The sequence below is a fragment of the Methylomonas fluvii genome (genome assembly GCF_014850975.1).
In the GTDB taxonomy this organism is placed as follows: Bacteria; Pseudomonadota; Gammaproteobacteria; order Methylococcales; family Methylomonadaceae; genus Methylomonas; species Methylomonas fluvii.
Genome location: NZ_JACXST010000001.1, coordinates 710,080 through 726,403, shown reverse-complemented (window position 1 = coordinate 726,403; position 16,324 = coordinate 710,080). Strand labels below are relative to the sequence as shown.

At 52.7% G+C, this 16,324-nt stretch carries 15 protein-coding genes; 7 read left to right on the top strand and 8 right to left on the bottom strand.

Translation table 11 applies throughout. The features are described from left to right. Positions 1–431: 431 nt before the first annotated feature. Positions 432–911, bottom strand: a complete 480-nt coding sequence (gene lspA / locus EBB_RS03430) for a signal peptidase II (RefSeq protein ID WP_192393524.1) — start codon at positions 909–911, stop codon at positions 432–434. After that, positions 904–3,735: an isoleucine--tRNA ligase gene (ileS, locus tag EBB_RS03425; protein WP_192392476.1), complete on the bottom strand. Its 2,832-nt coding sequence runs from the start codon at positions 3,733–3,735 to the stop codon at positions 904–906. Before ileS ends, lspA begins: the two co-directional genes overlap by 8 nt. A 325-nt stretch (positions 3,736–4,060) precedes the next feature. Between ileS and EBB_RS03420 the strand changes: the two genes are divergently transcribed. Both EBB_RS03420 and EBB_RS03415 read left to right on the top strand, forming a co-directional pair. Next, the gene (locus EBB_RS03420) at positions 4,061–4,663 is read left to right on the top strand and encodes a nitroreductase family protein (RefSeq protein ID WP_192392475.1); all 603 of its coding nucleotides are present in this window, start codon (positions 4,061–4,063) and stop codon (positions 4,661–4,663) included. Positions 4,664–4,707: 44 nt separating this feature from the next. Beyond that, entirely contained in the window at positions 4,708–6,099 is a 1,392-nt protein-coding gene (locus EBB_RS03415) for a sensor domain-containing diguanylate cyclase (protein ID WP_192392474.1), read from the top strand. A gap of 49 nt (positions 6,100–6,148) precedes the next feature. Here EBB_RS03415 and EBB_RS03410 read toward each other — a convergent pair whose 3' ends face one another. Further along, positions 6,149–7,222 (bottom strand): TIGR03790 family protein, encoded by a 1,074-nt coding sequence (locus EBB_RS03410; RefSeq protein WP_192392473.1) that lies wholly within the window; start codon positions 7,220–7,222, stop codon positions 6,149–6,151. A gap of 117 nt (positions 7,223–7,339) precedes the next feature. Between EBB_RS03410 and EBB_RS26405 the strand changes: the two genes are divergently transcribed. Further along, the gene (locus tag EBB_RS26405) at positions 7,340–7,474 is read left to right on the top strand and encodes a hypothetical protein (protein WP_306789984.1); all 135 of its coding nucleotides are present in this window, start codon (positions 7,340–7,342) and stop codon (positions 7,472–7,474) included. Positions 7,475–7,513: 39 nt separating this feature from the next. Here EBB_RS26405 and EBB_RS03400 read toward each other — a convergent pair whose 3' ends face one another. From EBB_RS03400 to EBB_RS03390, 3 genes are all read right to left on the bottom strand, one after another. Further along, positions 7,514–7,900 (bottom strand): MAPEG family protein, encoded by a 387-nt coding sequence (locus tag EBB_RS03400; protein WP_192392472.1) that lies wholly within the window; start codon positions 7,898–7,900, stop codon positions 7,514–7,516. A 167-nt stretch (positions 7,901–8,067) separates the two neighbouring features. Continuing rightward, the gene (locus tag EBB_RS03395; protein WP_192392471.1) at positions 8,068–8,694 is read right to left on the bottom strand and encodes a DUF998 domain-containing protein; all 627 of its coding nucleotides are present in this window, start codon (positions 8,692–8,694) and stop codon (positions 8,068–8,070) included. A 26-nt stretch (positions 8,695–8,720) separates the two neighbouring features. Continuing rightward, on the bottom strand, positions 8,721–8,987 hold the full coding sequence (locus EBB_RS03390; RefSeq protein ID WP_192393626.1) for a hypothetical protein: 267 nt from the start codon (positions 8,985–8,987) through the stop codon (positions 8,721–8,723). On the opposite strand from EBB_RS03390, the gene EBB_RS03385 reads away from it, so the two are divergent. The 3 genes from EBB_RS03385 to EBB_RS03375 all read left to right on the top strand — a co-directional run bounded on the left by EBB_RS03385 (position 8,910) and on the right by EBB_RS03375 (position 12,069). After that, a complete protein-coding gene (locus EBB_RS03385) occupies positions 8,910–9,590 on the top strand; it encodes an SDR family NAD(P)-dependent oxidoreductase (protein ID WP_192392470.1) in 681 nt (226 codons plus the stop codon). The genes EBB_RS03390 and EBB_RS03385 overlap by 78 nt on opposite strands. A gap of 364 nt (positions 9,591–9,954) precedes the next feature. Beyond that, complete coding sequence (locus tag EBB_RS03380) at positions 9,955–10,371, top strand: hypothetical protein (protein ID WP_192392469.1); 417 nt, start codon at positions 9,955–9,957, stop codon at positions 10,369–10,371. 264 nt (positions 10,372–10,635) lie between these two features. Further along, positions 10,636–12,069: a hypothetical protein gene (locus tag EBB_RS03375; RefSeq protein WP_192392468.1), complete on the top strand. Its 1,434-nt coding sequence runs from the start codon at positions 10,636–10,638 to the stop codon at positions 12,067–12,069. Positions 12,070–12,155: 86 nt separating this feature from the next. Here EBB_RS03375 and EBB_RS03370 read toward each other — a convergent pair whose 3' ends face one another. Next, positions 12,156–12,572 carry a hypothetical protein gene (locus EBB_RS03370; protein WP_192392467.1) on the bottom strand — a complete coding sequence of 139 codons (417 nt, stop codon included), beginning with the start codon at positions 12,570–12,572 and terminating at the stop codon, positions 12,156–12,158. Between the two features lie 353 nt (positions 12,573–12,925). Here EBB_RS03370 and rep point away from each other — a divergent pair, with 353 nt between their 5' ends. Further along, the gene (gene rep / locus EBB_RS03365; protein ID WP_192392466.1) at positions 12,926–14,932 is read left to right on the top strand and encodes a DNA helicase Rep; all 2,007 of its coding nucleotides are present in this window, start codon (positions 12,926–12,928) and stop codon (positions 14,930–14,932) included. A gap of 2 nt (positions 14,933–14,934) precedes the next feature. Here the strand turns inward: rep and EBB_RS03360 are convergent, their stop codons facing one another. Continuing rightward, on the bottom strand, positions 14,935–16,275 hold the full coding sequence (locus EBB_RS03360) for a DegQ family serine endoprotease (protein ID WP_192393523.1): 1,341 nt from the start codon (positions 16,273–16,275) through the stop codon (positions 14,935–14,937). Between the last annotated feature and the right edge of the window lie 49 nt (positions 16,276–16,324).

Here is a 16,324-nt window from a genome sequence, read left to right as displayed (position 1 = left end):
AATTGGAGCAATACATTGGTGCTATTGCAGCTTGGATTTTCCAATGCCAAACACTTTTAAAATCATGGGATTGTTTTTCTCCCGTATGCCGCGCCGAGCACCGGAGCTTTTGAACGGAACAGCCCGCAGGGGCGATGCAGGGATGCATCGCGTTGCCGAAGGGGCAGGAAGCCCCTTTCGGCAACCCCGTTCAAAAGCGAGGAGCGCAGGGGAAAAGCGGCGTCCGGGTGGCCTTTTCTTTGGATACTTTCTTTTGGCCAAGCAAAAGAAAGTATCTCGGCTGTCGGGCCGAGACCCGACATTAAAATCAGCCGTCGCGTTAGCGACACCTTATTGGAAAATCTCCCCTAGCCCCTCTTTTCCAAAGAGGGGAAATAAGCAGAATTCACAGTTTTTGGCTAACGTTTGATCAAAAAGTAATTCGAAAAAGCCTATTCCAAAACGTCGACAACTTTCCGCCCAACCCCAAAACTCTCCAACAACATCAAACCCACGCCAACACAAATCGCCGAATCCGCGATATTGAATGCCGGCCAGTGCCAGTTTTGGTAATAAACATCCAGAAAATCGATCACATAGCCATAAGCCACCCGATCAATCAGATTGCCGATGGCGCCACCCAAAACCAAGGACAAAGCCACGGCCATCAAGGTCTCGTGTTTTTTTAAACGATGCAACCAGACGGCAATGATGCTGCTCATCACCACCGCCAAGCCGGCGAATAGCCAGCGCTGCCAGCCGCCGGCCTGAGCCAGGAAGCTGAAGGCCGCGCCGGTGTTATGCACGTAGGTCAGGTTGAAATACGGCAGCAGCGGAATCGATTCAAACAGCTGCATGTTACCGTCCACCGCCAGCTTACTGGCCTGATCAAGGATCAGTGTGACCGCGGAAATCCACAACCACTTAAGCATAACGACGGGTCTCGCCATTGCCGGCGACGTTTTCCACGCAGCGTCCGCATAGTTCCGGATGCTCAGGGTTTTCGCCGATGTCGTAGCGTTGGTGCCAGCAGCGCACGCATTTTGGATGCTCGGATACCGTCACTTTTAGTTTTACGCCGTCCAATTCGGTCGCTACCGCATCGTCCGGGCAGAATTGCATGTCGGCGACGCCGGCGTTGGAAGTGATAAAGACAAAATGCAGTTCGCTGGCCAGTTTGTTTAGCTCCGCACCATAAGTTTCGTCGCAATACAATTCAACTTCGGCATTTAGCGAAGCGCCAATCGCCCCCTTGCCGCGCAGTTGCTCCAACTCTTTGGACACCACGGTGCGTACCGCCATCACTTTGTCCCAGGTGTCGCGGCTGATCGTCGCGTTGGCGTCTAGCGGGAACAAGCCTTCGTACCAGGTTTCCAGAAATACCGATTCGCCGCGTTGACCGGGAATGAATTGCCATAATTCGTCGGCGGTGTAGCTGGTGATGGGGGCCAACCAGCGGGTCAAGGCTTCGATGACATGGTACATCGCGGTTTGTGCGGAGCGTCGGGCCAGGCAATCTTCCTTGGCGGTGTATTGTCTGTCCTTGATGATGTCCAGATAAAAACCGCCCAAGTCGATGCTGCAGAAGGTCAGCACTTTTTGGTAGATGCTTTGGAACTGATAGGTGTGGTACGCCGTTTTGATCTCTTCCTGCAACTGCCAAGCTTTATCGACGGCCCAACGGTCCAACGCCAGCAAATCGTCTTTGGCGACCAGATGTTGCGCCGGATCGAAACCGTCCAGATTGGAAAGCAGGAAGCGCGCGGTGTTACGCAGGCGACGGTAGCCGTCGGAGGTGCGTTTCAAAATCTCGTCGGACACCGACATTTCGCCGCGGTAATCGGTGCCGGCCACCCATAAACGCAATACGTCCGCGCCCAGCGATTTCATCACGGTTTGCGGCAACACCACGTTGCCTTTGGATTTGGACATTTTCTTGCCCTCGGCATCGACGGTAAAGCCGTGGGTCAAGACTTGTTTATACGGCGCGACGTCGTTCATCGCTACCGACGCCAACAAGGATGACTGGAACCAGCCGCGATGCTGATCCGAGCCTTCCAAATACAGGTCGGCCGGAAAACGCAGTTGCTCGCGGCGCTCCAAAACCGCGGCATGGGTCACGCCGGAATCAAACCAGACATCCAGCGTGTCGGTCATTTTTTGGTAATGCTCGGCATCGGCACCAATCAATTCCGCGGCGTCCAGTTCAAACCAGGCGTCTATGCCTTGTTGTTCGATACGTTTGGCTACTTGCTCAATCAATTCGCCGGTACGCGGATGCAATTCGCCTGATTCTTTATGCACGAAAAAGGCAATCGGCACACCCCAGGTACGCTGGCGGGAGATACACCAGTCCGGCCGGTTATTCAGCATGGCTTCGATGCGAGCTTGACCCCAATCGGGAATCCAGTCCACCCGCTTCACTTCGTTCAAGGCAGTGTCGCGCAGGCGGTTTTTCTCCATGGAGATGAACCATTGCGGGGTCGCGCGGAAAATAATCGGGGTTTTGTGGCGCCAGCAATGCGGGTAGCTATGCAGCAAGGCATGGTGATGCAATAACTTGCCGCGTTCGCGCAACACTTCCAGCACCTTATCGTTGGCGGTAAACACATGTAGGCCAGCGAACAGTTCTGTACTTGGCAAAAATACGCCATTGCTGCCGACCGGGTTGTCTACCGGCAGGCCGTATTTCATACCGACGACATAGTCTTCCTGGCCGTGGCCGGGGGCGGTGTGTACCGCGCCGGTACCGGCATCGGTGGTCACATGATCGCCCAATATGACGGGCACTTGCCGGTCGTAAAACGGGTGTTGCAGCAGTTGATTTTCCAGGGTCGCGCCTTTGCAGTAGCCAACGATGTGATGTTCGCCGATGCCATAACGTAAAACGGCGTCTTTCAACAAGGCTTCGGCGATGACCAGGCGCTCGGTTTGGCCGTCGATGTCGCATTGCACGACCGCGTATTCCAGATCCGGGTTCAGCGCGACGGCCTGGTTGGCCGGCAGCGTCCACGGCGTGGTGGTCCAGATCACCACCGACAGCGGGCCTTTGCCTTCGCGATCGCCGGCGTGGTGGCACTTGGCCATGAACGCATGTTCGTCTACCACGGAGAAGCGCACGTCGATAGCCGGCGAGTGTTTGTCTTCATATTCCACTTCCGCCTCGGCGAGCGCCGAGCCGCAATCGGTACACCAATGCACCGGCTTGGCGCCTTTGCTGAGGTGGCCGTTGGCGGCGATTTTGCCCAAGGCGCGGACGATGTCGGCTTCAAAGGCAAAATCCATGGTCAAATACGGATTGTCCCAATCGCCCAACACACCCAGACGAATGAATTCTTCTTTCTGGATATTGACTTGCTTCTTGGCGTAGGCGCGGCATTCTTTACGGAATTCGGCAGGCGACACTTTGACGCCGGCCTTGCCGACCGACTTTTCTACCATCAATTCGATCGGCAAACCGTGGCAATCCCAGCCAGGCACGTAAGGCGCATCGAAACCGCTGAGGGTTTTGGATTTGACGATGATGTCCTTCAACACCTTATTGACCGCGTGGCCGATATGAATCGCGCCGTTGGCGTAAGGAGGGCCGTCGTGCAATACAAATTTAGGCCGGCCGGCGCAGACCTCGCGAATTTTTTGATAGAGCTGGTTTTCGTTCCATTTTTTCAGCATCTCCGGCTCGCGTTGCGCCAGATTGGCTTTCATCGCAAACTCGGTCTTGGGGAGGTTCAGGGTTTGTTTGTAATCCATGGTCATGTGTTGTCTGCGTTGCATTCCAGCGGCTGGGTTGCGGACTTAGGCCGCTGAAAATAACGGTTGCGCCGATTAGCCGAATGAGTCTAAGGATGATAGTAAACGCGCGATTTTAGCACCAAGTGCCAAGTGGCATAAAGCCTACTCGGCGCTGGGCGGTGAACCGTGCTAAAAATAGACGGGACGGCGTCGGCGAGTTACCATCGGCCAGCGTATCCGGTTTGCTGATTTAGGAAATTTACCGGCGGGTTTATGCGTGGCACTGGGTCGGCAATAACTGGTCCGGCACGCACTAAAAATCACTTAAGCACACAGAAGAGGCTCAACCATGCAACATAAACGCGCCACCACCCAGGCTCAGATTCACGACTTGATCGCTAGCCGTTGGAGCCCGCGGGCTTTTGCTGCGGATAAAGCGGTGAGCCACCCGGATTTGACCGCGTGTCTGGAAGCGGCGCGCTGGGCGCCGTCTTGTTTTAACGACCAGCCTTGGCGCTTTGTGGTTTGCGACAAATCCAGCAATCTGGCAGCCTGGGAAACCGCGCTATCGGTGATTGTCGAAAAAAATCAGCTCTGGGCCAAAAACGCCCCGGTGTTCATCTTGACGGTGGCGATGCAGAATTTCAATCACAACGGCAAAGCCAACCGCTTTGCCGCTTACGACACTGGTGCTGCCACGCTGAGCTTATGCTTGCAAGCCAACGCCTTAGGCTTGATCACCCATCAAATGGGCGGTTTCGATGCCGATAAAGCCCGGCAAGTGCTAAAGTTACCGGATGACTGTACGCCAATGGCGATGTTGGCATTGGGCTATCAAGCCGAAGCCAATAATCTAGCCGAAGAGTTTCAAGCCGGCGAGCAGGCGGAACGCAGCCGTGCGGCCCTGGAGCAACGGTTTTATCTCGGGCAATGGGGCGAGGCATTTAAATAAGCGCCGCTGATAATGATGAACTGCGGTTGTATTGAGTCGCGCGAATGAAAAATATTAAAACCTCCTATGCGCGCAGCCTGATCGAGGCCAGTCTCGATCCGCTGGTGACTATCAGCGCGGAAGGTAAGATCATGGACGTGAACAGCGCTACCGAAAAAGTCACCGGCGTACCGCGCCAACAATTGATCGGCAGCGATTTTTCCACTTACTTTACCGACCCGCAAAAAGCCCGCGACGGTTATCGCCTGGCGTTTTCGCAAGGCAAAGTCACGGATTATCCACTGGCTATCTGTCATACCTCCGGCCAGATCACCGAGGTGATGTACAACGCCTCGGTTTATCGGGATGACAAAGGTGACGTCGCCGGGATTTTTGCTGCGGCGCGGGACGTCACCGCTTTAAAAAAAGCCCAAACCGAATTGGAAGCCGCGATTTTGCATATGCAATTAATCCGCGAGATGACTGATCTTTTACAGAGCTGCCAAAAAGTGGACGAGGCCTATCCGATTATCAAAGCGGCATTCGTACGTTTGTTTGCCGATTCCGTCGGTGGTCTTTATATGCTGGACGCCGCCGGTAATTCGCTGGTGCTGGCCGATGCTTGGGGAAGCGGCGAAAGCGAACTGGAAGCCGTGTTTACCCCCAACGAATGCTGGGGCATGCGGCGCGGCTGTATTCATATGGCGCGCGTTGGTCAGAGTATCAATCCGGTTTGCAGCCACGTAAAACCGGGGACCAGCCCTTATCTGTGCATTCCGCTGTTAGCGCATTCGCGCGCTTTGGGTTTGATTTACATCGAACACAGGCTGACCAGTGACCACCCGGAAGATATTCAACGCGAGCTGTCGATAGCCGAAGCCGCCGCCGATAGCGCCAGGCTGGCCTTGGCGAACTTGAGCTTGCGCGAGGAATTGCACGAGTTATCGATACGCGATCCGCTCACCGGTTTGTTCAATCGGCGTTTTCTGGAAGAAGTGTTGGATCGGGAATTATTGCGGATGAGCCGCTGCGGCAAAATGCTGGCTGTAGCGATGCTAGACATCGATCATTTTAAAATTTTTAACGATAACTACGGCCACGACGCCGGTGACGAAGTTTTGAAAAAAACCGCGCAATTAATGAACGGTTTTCGGGAAGGCAGCGATATGGTTTGCCGTTTCGGCGGCGAAGAATTCGTGGTGGTCACTACTGAAATCCAGCCGGACAAAATCCTGCAACGTCTGGAAGCTTTGCGCGTGGCTATCGAAAGCCTATCGCTGAAGTTTGGTAATCATCAGTTGCCGCAGGTGACTGTATCGATAGGTGTGGCGATTTATCCGGTGCATGGCGGCAATCGGCTCGATCTGTTAACTCGCGCAGACCAAGCCCTTTACGTCGCCAAGGAAGCCGGCCGCAATCGGCTTGTCGTCGCGGATGAAGAAGCTGATGTGGGGTAACCTCTAAAATCCCTTCGCAGCAGGGGAGAAGGGATTTTAGGGATGCCTACTAAGGAGCTGGCGCTTGGTGCGGCTGATAAGCAAACGGTTTAGCCAGCGGTTCGCCGACGAAAATACCTTGGCCGGGTTGGGCGACGCTTTTCCAGTAGGCTTCGATCACGCTGCTGCCGCGCAGGTAGAAATACATCAATACGCCCGGATTGGGAAACTTGGCCGGGAAATTACAGGGCTCCACCACCGCGCCATAGCTGGCGGTAGCGCCGGCACGCAGCCATTCGATGATATTCATCTGGTCGCTGCCCGACATCACGCCACCCGAAGAGGTGAGATGGTCGGCAACAGCGCCCGGTAAATAGCGGTTATCCGCCAGATGGGGCACCTTGGTCAGTCCAGTGAAATAAAACATCACATCCTGCCGACCCTCAATGTACTCTTGCTCCAGATAATGCACAGGCCAAAAGCTGGTCAGCGATTCGGCCACTTTCGGGAACATTACCGCTCGGGAGCTGCGCGCCTTGTCCGAAGTTTTCAACAAATATGCCGAGCCTTGCGGATGCGAATAATCCGAGGCGACACCGGTATCGATCAGTTTTTTCGCTTCCGCGAAGGTCTTGCCGGCCACGGCCATGGTGGGCCGCCAGCCGTGGGTTTTAAACGGCTTATCGGTTTCGGAGGTGAAATAAGGACTGCTATGGGTTTGTACGCAGCCTTTCGCGCAAAATGATTCGCTAAAACCGGCCGCGAAGGCCGTGGTGATGGACATGCATTCGACCCGAAACGGTTGTAACCAGGTCAAGGCAAAGGCTTGCACATGCGCCGGCGTTTTTTGATCGACTTCCTGCTTCACGTGCTCGAATTGGCGTTTGGACATTACCGCCTGTTTCGGCACAAAACGCACATGTATCATCTGTTCCGCCGGAATTTGCCGCCGCTTTTGGTAATAAGCGGCGATTTGCACGCTCAAGGGGTCGGCGTCATTGACAACGACCGCCAGATCTTGACCGGTTAGCGCCGAAGAAGGCCGGTACATAGGCGAGACAGGGGCGGCGAATGTTGGCGCGCAAAGCAGCTGGCTGACGATAAGCCCGAGCAGGGCGAATTTGCATGACTTAACGGGAAACACACGTTACTCCGTGAGGTTGGCGGTCGAATTTATCTGATCGGTCACTTTAACCGGACACGCATTAAATGCAACACTGATTGTAAAATTTTTCGACAGTGGGCAAGGTGCGAGTTTAACTTGTCCATCGATCTCTTGGATGCCGTCTCTTTTTTGTTTGTGGCGTCGATGCTGGCGCTGATAGCGGGTCTTTTGTGTTTTCTTAGAGAAATCATCTTGACCACGGGCATTTTAGCCCTGCTCAAACGGCCTTAAGCTATCCAGCCATTCCGCAGATTATTGCCAAAGCGTCAGCTAACCGAATGCGGCATAAGCGGCGTAGCCCAAATTGGCGACAGCCAGGCCAATTAGGGTGAAAATAGTGATTTGCATACCAAGCACTCGTTGATCCAGATTCGCGCGCAGCAAGCCCAGGGCGTGGACTATTCGACCCAGGATGATCGCAAAGCCGCCGATATGCAGCAGCGCGGCGTGTCCGCCGCTTAATTCCAGCAGCGCCAATAAAATCAACAATATCGGTATGTATTCCGTGGCGTTGCCTTGGGCGCGGATGGCGATTTGCAGATCGGTTTCGCCGCCATCGCCGAAAATCACTTTTTTCGTCCGGCGCAGCTTGATAACTCTCTGTGACAACCAGACTATCAATAAGGCCGCCAACGCGGCATATATGGCACTGATCACAATCTTCTCCCGCGGTTTTGCTGTTGAAATTTCGGTAGTTGAAATCCTGGAAAGTTCCTGCCATCAAGCGGGCCCTTAAATTTCACTCCACTGCTAGCTGGACAATCGCCTGTGTCGGATTGTCGTTATTAAGGGCCGGGCAATAACTAAAGTTGGCAGCAAGAACATTATTCATCCGTCACAGCCGACGTTTGCTGTAAACGCACCGCAAGCACCAATGTCCAGATGGAAAGTACGCCGGTTGCCAAGTGTTCAAACAGGCCGGGTGTTTGGATGGGATTGGCCTCCCAAGTCATCAGCAGTAGTAAAATCGTCGCCAGCAAGCCGCTGCCAATCGAGTAAACGCTAAGCATGCCCAGCCACGCATGGCGCCGGAACACCACACCGCAAACAAGTGTTGCCAGAATAGCCGCGGAAAACCCGGTCATCGCAAACAGCCGATGTAATTCCTGGCTGGACGACAAGCCATCGCAGCCAGGGTCGCAGGCGAATACGCCGGCCCCAATCCGCCCAATTCCATCCAGACCAATCAGTGTGGCAAGCAGCGCCGAACGCCAACCTCCGCGCAACGCTGCCGGCACGGCTAATGCAAAGCACACATACAAAAAGCCGGCGAACCCGAAGCCGATATAGCGCATCGGTATTTCCGTACTACTGCCGCGTTCGCCCAACTCGCTGATGTACTGATAGCTGTGGCTGAACTCCGGGCGCATGGCACCCGCCAAACCTATCAACGATAGCCATATGACCGGAGCCGCGATACCGCTAAAGATGCCAAATCGGCCAGGATTCATCCGCAAATCTCGTCACGTAAAAAACACTAGTTTATCCCGCCCAGCTTAGCCGTGCGTAGTGCATTGACTAACTGCATCCGCAAGGTAGCCTTCAGACCACGGGGGGCTAGTGGTGCAAAACTCAGTCTGTTACGGCGCATACAAGAAGAAATCATTAGCACCCCCACCGCAAACGACAGATTTTGTTTGGATTGATCGGCTGACAGAGGCACCAGATGCGTAATGTTTTGATTGTAGGAGCCAGTAGCGGGATTGGGGCCGCGCTTGCCGGTTTGGCTCAGCCGAACTGCCAAGTTTACTCCTTAAGCCGTTCTGCTGCGGCGCCGAACGTGTTCAAGCATTTTAGTTGCGATGTATCAAACGACGCATTGCCGGCCATCGATGAACCCTTGCAAGGTTTGGTGTATTGCCCCGGCAGTATCAATTTAAAGCCGTTTGCCAGGATCAAACCCGAGGAGTTTGTCGCGGATTTTCAACTTAACTTGATCGGTGCCGTGCGGTGCTTGCAGCACTATCAGGGCAATCTGCAAGCGGCGAAGGGTGCTTCGGTCGTGCTGTTCAGCACGGTGGCAGTGCAAACCGGGTTTCCTTTCCATGCCACGGTCTCTGCATCCAAGGGTGGGATAGAGGGTTTGACCCGTGCCTTGGCGGCGGAATGGGCGCCAAAAATCCGGGTAAACGCCATCGCGCCGTCATTGACCGACACGCCATTAGCGGAAAGTTTGCTGCGCGAAGACAGTAAAAAACAGGCTGCGGCGGCGCGGCACCCGCTGAAACGTTTGGGTGAAGCGGAGGATATTGCCCAGATGGCTTGGTTTTTACTGTCCGAAAATGCCGCCTGGATTACCGGGCAAGTCATGCATGTCGATGGGGGAATTTCGGCTATCAGGATTTGATATTACTGTCTTATTCAGCCGAATGATGAATTCCGGCGAAATCAGAGAGATTTATTAGACCACGAGTTTGAATATTGGTAGATATATGTATTAAATCAGAAAGTTTTGTAAACGCCAGTTATTATTAGTCGAGGATTTAATCCTATAGTTTTAATTGTCCCAACTATTTTATTGATGCTCGTATTAAATTAGTTATGAATTTATAAGGATTAGACAAACATTTTTTTCATGGAATAGTGATATTGCGTTAGTCAGTGACCAAATGCTCAATAATTCGAGATAATCATTGGCTTGCCAAGAATTATAATTTTATAAATGTTAAATTATATTCATTGTCAAAATTAAAAAATGTAAGGGGTTATCTATGAAAATGTCAACTACCATTTACCGAGTTATTAAGCTCACGGTTGCGATTGGCTCAATAGCTTTTTTCTTCAATCCTTTGCCGGCTCATGCATCCGATCACGAATCGGAATGTTTTAATTCGGTCCAAGGCAAAATTCCTTGGAATGATGACAAGAATATGAATTGGGAGCCAAAAAACGTCAAGCAGCTTTGTGCTGGAACCACTAAACCCGCAGAACCTGGCGCATGTTTTCTAAGCGTACTCGACGGCCGAGTGAACTGGGGCAAGGGTATCAGTTGGGATTGGCAAAATATTATTAATCTATGTGCTGGCACCAATAATGCCAAAAACACCGTAGAGTGCTTCCAAAATGCCACGGGAAAAGGTTTGGATTGGCGAGACGCGATATTGTTTTGTCAGCGCGCTGATAAGTAGTGCTTTAATTTACTCCATCAGTGTTGTTTAACTTTGTTTATTATGGGTTTTGAGCTTGTCGGATAATAGTGAGCCTCTAACGCCGACAAGCTCATTTTCAACTTCAAATTAGAGTAATACCAAAATATATGCAATAGCTGTTCCGCGGCAATGAATCTTTTAGCCAACGTGATTTAATCACAAGTTTTACGTTAGTTACTTCATAGCCCAAGGTTAGTTTTTGGCTTTATCTTGGATCGCACCAATCAAAATAAGGAGCGATCCATGACTACTATCTCAAAAAAATTCATAAATTCCGGTGCTTTCAATTCTAAAGCGATTTTGTTAATTGTTGGTCTGTTAGCCGTTGAGAATGCAGCCGCTCTGCAGAAAGCGACCATTTTTAATACAAACACTATGGGCCAATTTGGGTGGGTTGAACCGACGATTGATCCTGGTGTGTATCCAGTCCAAGATTTCACCCTAAGTTCTCCGAGCCCCACCTCGGTTGGATTAGGTTGGTACAACAAACGAGCGCCGCAAACGCAAGTGATTCGAAGTATAAACGGCGGCGCCTGGCAAACCATCCAGACTTTCGCTGCACTCCCTGAAAATAAATATGCATCATTTCTGGATGAAAACGCAGCAGCAGATTCAGAAAATTGCTACGCCATTATTGTGTCCGACGAGGCCAACACTGGGGCGAGCATCACCTCACCACAGCGTTGCTACGTTACTCGAGATGGTAGAGACGAGTTGGTCGTGCACCGGCTGCAACTGCGCATTCGCGTCCCTAATATCAACGATGCCGGAACGGATAATGGTGTGGAGGTACTGTTGCAGACTCCGACCGGATTGGTGACAACGGTAACCAACTGGTATCCGCGCGGTAACCATACCTGGCTGGACTCCACAGATGACGACCTGGAGCGTGGTACAAATAAAACCTATGATTTGATGCTGAACAATATATCGCAGGCTTCGGATATCACATTAATTTCACTCCGAAAACCGGGCAACGATAGTGTGTGTGTCGCGGAATTTGAGCTGTTAATTGATGGCCAATCGGCCTTCCAAAAAAGCTTTAGCGATGGACAAACCTCATGCCAGTGGCTAAATGGCAATAATCAACTGACTGCTTTTAGAAGTGAAACTCGCTCCTCTCCCGCATGGGCTAATTTGGACCTGCCTTTTTTCGTAGGTATTGATGGCGACTGGTTACGCTCCCGAATTGAAGCAACCTTTGGCCACAGTTTGCACGGCAAAGGGGAATTAAGAAATGGCAGCTCGACGACGTCGCGTTTTGTGAGCGAAAGCAAGCTTGCGATGAGTGTTCCGATTATCGTCCATGATGCCAGTATCTTGGGTGATGTGGATAGTACCGTGCATTTTGACCTGGTTTTATCACCGTCGGTCGATACCAATGGCAATACTGTTACAAAACTGTCTATCGAAAACATCGATGCCGATAGCTTTGATTTAGCAGTGGTTCTATTTCCTATCGTTTCACCGATACTATATGGGGTTTCGACAACTATTGAGGGACAAGTGCAGCAGTTCGTACCCGTCATAATCGGGGATGTGCCCGCTGGCACCCACCCTTGCTTTACCGCAGAAGGCGGCATCAGCGTGTGTGCGGGTAGCAGTTCGCGCCAGGTAAACGCAGGGTTTTTAAATCACGGAAGTAGCATGACTGCGAACAAACTAACGCAACCCTAAACGAACCAAGAGGAGGAGAGTCGTTACATTCATTCGGCGCATTACGCTATCGCTAATGCGCCTTACGATCCTTTTTGGCGGCTAGGTTAGCAGGCATCCGGGAACTCAGCACTAATCGCTTCATAGGCTTGACGCATTGCCGCCGACAACTCACCGCCCCACAGGGTGTAGTTGACTAGTGCGCGAGCGAGCATCGCGTGCGGAGCGTGCTCGCTGACTTCAATTTCATCGTCTGTAGGTTCCTTTGCGTGCTTGAGCGCATTGCGTAGACCATTTGCTTCTTCATTTACGACCTTGAAGTCTCTTCCTCCTGTGATCCGACGATCAAGGTCAATGATTTTGTCAATCATCGCTAGACGGTCTGATCGCCGCAACAGATTGCCGAATATTTCCTCTGCCGCGCTGGCGAGTGTCACGACGGCCAAAGGCTCTCCACCGGACACCAACAACTTTGCGGCTATCTCAAGTTGGCGACGAGCCACCTCTGACTTGTGAAGTTTCATCGGAATTACCAACTAATGCTTGAAGTGATGGACCGCCTTAGCGGCGAAGCCTTTAAGGGCACCTACAAGCGCAGCTTGCGAGCAGTCCCTCTCGACGGAATGGTTAGACCCCATGCTGCAATACTCCAGCGACGAAAGCAAGCAAGTAGCCTCAATGAAATCGAGATTTCGAAGGCCAACTTCTCTCATTTGCTGATTTGGGTTTGGTAGTCGGCAAGCCGACGTCCTCGATTTCGCTGACGCTGCATCGAGGCTACACGAATCCCATCAAGCCCACTCCCATTCGCCCAAGTTCACACAATTTCAGCTAGCCCTGCGATAATGGCCGGCCTGTCAATAACCCCTTTGTTTTCGTGGCCCCCAAACTCAACCCCCAACAACTCGCTGCCGTTAAAACCATCGATCATCCCTTGTTGGTACTGGCAGGTGCCGGTAGTGGCAAGACGCGAGTGATTACCGAGAAGATCGCGTATTTGGTGCAACAAGGCACGTCGGCGCGGCATATCGCGGCGGTGACTTTTACCAACAAGGCGGCGCGGGAAATGAAAAGCCGGGTCGGCAGGCTGATTGATGACAAAGCCAGTCGCGGCTTGCGGGTATCGACTTTTCATTCCCTGGGCTTGGATATTCTGCGCAAGGAACACAAAGCCCTGGGCTACAAGGCGGCGATTACCTTGTTCGACGAACAGGACCGGCTGACCTTGCTACGCAATCTGATCAGCCATGGCGTCGGCGGCTGCGACATTGATAATGTGGAGCAGTACAACTGGCAAATCGGCCAGTGGAAAAATGCCTTTGTGACGCCCATCCAGGCTTTGAGCCAAGCCGATGCCATCAGCTTGCCTGCGGCGCTGCTGTATGAGGCCTTCACCCGTAGTCTCAAGGCTTATAACGCCACCGATTTCGACGATTTGATTTTGTTGCCTGTGCTGCTGTTCCAGCAACATCCCGAAGTATTGGAAAAATGGCAGAACAAGATTCGCTATCTGCTGGTGGACGAATACCAGGACACCAACATCACCCAATACCAATTGGTCAAGCTATTGGCCGGCAATCTCGGCCGCTTTACCGTGGTGGGTGACGACGACCAATCGATTTACGCCTGGCGCGGCGCTCAGCCGGAAAACCTTAGCCAACTGCAAAAAGATTACAGTCGCTTGCAAGTCATCAAGCTGGAACAGAATTACCGTTCCGCCGGGCGGATTTTGAAAGTAGCCAATCAGTTGATCGCCAATAATCCGCATGCCTTCGAGAAAAAACTCTGGAGCGAGCTGGGTTACGGCGACCCGTTGCGGGTACTAAGCCATAAAAACGACGTGGCCGAAGCCAAGCAGGTGACGGCCGAGATTGTGCATCATCGCTTCAAGACCGGCGGTTCTTACGGCGACTACGCGATTCTGTACCGAGGTAATCACCAGTCGCGCCTATTCGAAAAGGAATTACGCGAGAACAACGTGCCCTACTTTATCAGTGGCAGCGCCTCGTTTTTTTCGTATGCGGAAATCAAGGATGTGTTGGCCTACCTGCGTTTGCTGGTCAATCGCGATGATGACGCGGCGTTTTTGCGGGTGATCAACACGCCGCGCCGCGAGATTGGGCCGACCACGCTGGAAAAGCTCGGCGCTTATGCCAACGAACGGCATATCAGTCTGTTTGCAGCCTGCAACGAGTTAGGCCTGCAACAACGGCTGCCGGAAAAATCGGTACAGCGTTTGAGCAAGTTTTGCGATTGGTTGAAAGACACGGCGATCAAGATCGAGCGCGAGGACACCTTTGTCACAATCAACCGGATGATCGACGAAATCAACTATTCGGCCTGGCTGCAGGAAAACAGCAAAACCCCGGCCTCGGCCGAGCGCAAATTGAAAAATGTATATGAGTTGGTCGAGTGGCTGCAGCGGATTGCTACCAAGGAACAAGGCGTTGAGCAATCGCTGGCCGATGTTATCGCCAAGGTGATGCTGCTGGATATTCTGGACCGCAATCAGGAAGACGAGGCCGGCGACCAGGTCAGTTTGATGACCTTGCATGCCGCCAAAGGCCTGGAGTTTCCGCACGTGTTTTTGATCGGCATGGAAGAAAACCTGCTGCCGCATCAAAACAGCATCGAAACCGATAATATCGAGGAGGAGCGGCGCTTGGCGTACGTGGGTATCACTAGGGCTCAGCAGACCTTGACCTTTAGTTATTGCACGCACCGCAAGCGTTTTGGTGACTTGACCGAGTGCGAACCCAGCCGGTTTTTAAACGAGTTGCCGGAAGAGGATTTGGAATGGGCTAACAAAAAACAGTTGCCGCCGGAAGAAATTAAACAGCGCGGCAAGGCTAGTCTTGCCGCGCTGAAAACGATGCTGAATTGAGCTTATTGCAGCACTACGAAAAAGCCTTCGCCGCCGCGTTGCAGATTGACTAACAGCGGCGCATTCGGATTAACCACCTGCTTGATTTCATCCAGGTTTCTGACCCGGTAACGGTTGGCGGTGACGATGATGTCGCCGGGCCGCAAGCCGGTTTTCCAGGCTTTGGAGTTTTGTTCGACTTTTTCTATCATCACCCCTTCCACTTGATCCTTGGGCGTCACTCCCAGCACCGCGCCGCTTAAAGTCGGATGCAGTTTATTGCCATCCAGCTCCGGCCGCTTCGGTTTGCCGATGGTGGCTTGCAACGATTTGCGTTCCTCGCCGCGCATGACCTCCAGGTTGGCGGTGTCGCCGATTTGCAGCAAGCCCACCGCATTGCGAATTTGCGCGCTACCGCCTTTTACGTCCTGGCCGTTAATGACCAGAATAATATCCCCAGGCTCCAGGCCGGCTTTTTCGGCGGGCGATCCGGCCTCCACTCGGCTGACGACCGCGCCGTGCTGGCTTTTCAAAGCAAAGGCTTTTACCAGTTCCGGCGTCAGATCTTGCGTGGTCACACCCAACAAACCGCGCCGCACTTCGCCGTGTTGCACCAGCGATTCCATCAAGCGAACCGCCATATTTGACGGGATTGCAAAACCGATACCGACGTTGCCGCCGCTGGGTGCCAATATTGCGGTGTTCATGCCGACAAACTCGCCGCGTAAATTCACCAAGGCACCGCCGGAGTTGCCGGGGTTAATCGAGGCATCGGTCTGAATAAAGTCTTCGTAACCTTCGATGCCCAAATTGGAACGACCCAGGGCACTGACAATGCCGGAGGTGACGGTTTGGCCCAAGCCGAACGGGTTGCCGATGGCGACCACGAAGTCGCCAACTTTCAGTTGGCTGGAATCGGCGATCTTCAATGCACTGAGGTTGTCGGCGGGAATTTGGATCACCGCGACGTCGGCTTCCGGGTCGGTGCCCAGCAGTTTGGCGTTGAGCTGCCGGCCGTCGCTAAGCGTGACGGTAATTTTGTCCGCTTTGTCGATGACGTGATTATTGGTCAACACATAACCCTGATCCTTATCGATAATGACGCCGGAACCCAAGCTGTTTTTTTGCTGTTGCCGCTGGTTTTTGGGAATGTTGAAAAAACGCCGAAACATCGGATCGTTCATCAACGGATTTTCCTGTACCCGCACATTGGTCGACGTGGAGATATTGACGACGGCCGGCATACTTTGCTCCAGCATCGGCGCCAGGGACGGCAAAGGTGCACCGTCGACTTGTCCGGGTAAGAACGCATTGGCTCGCCAGCTGCTCAGGCCAAACAAGATAATCAGGAATAGTTTGTTCATGTTCGTCATGGTTTTTGCATTCCAGGCAGTTAAGTTGCCAGCATGGACT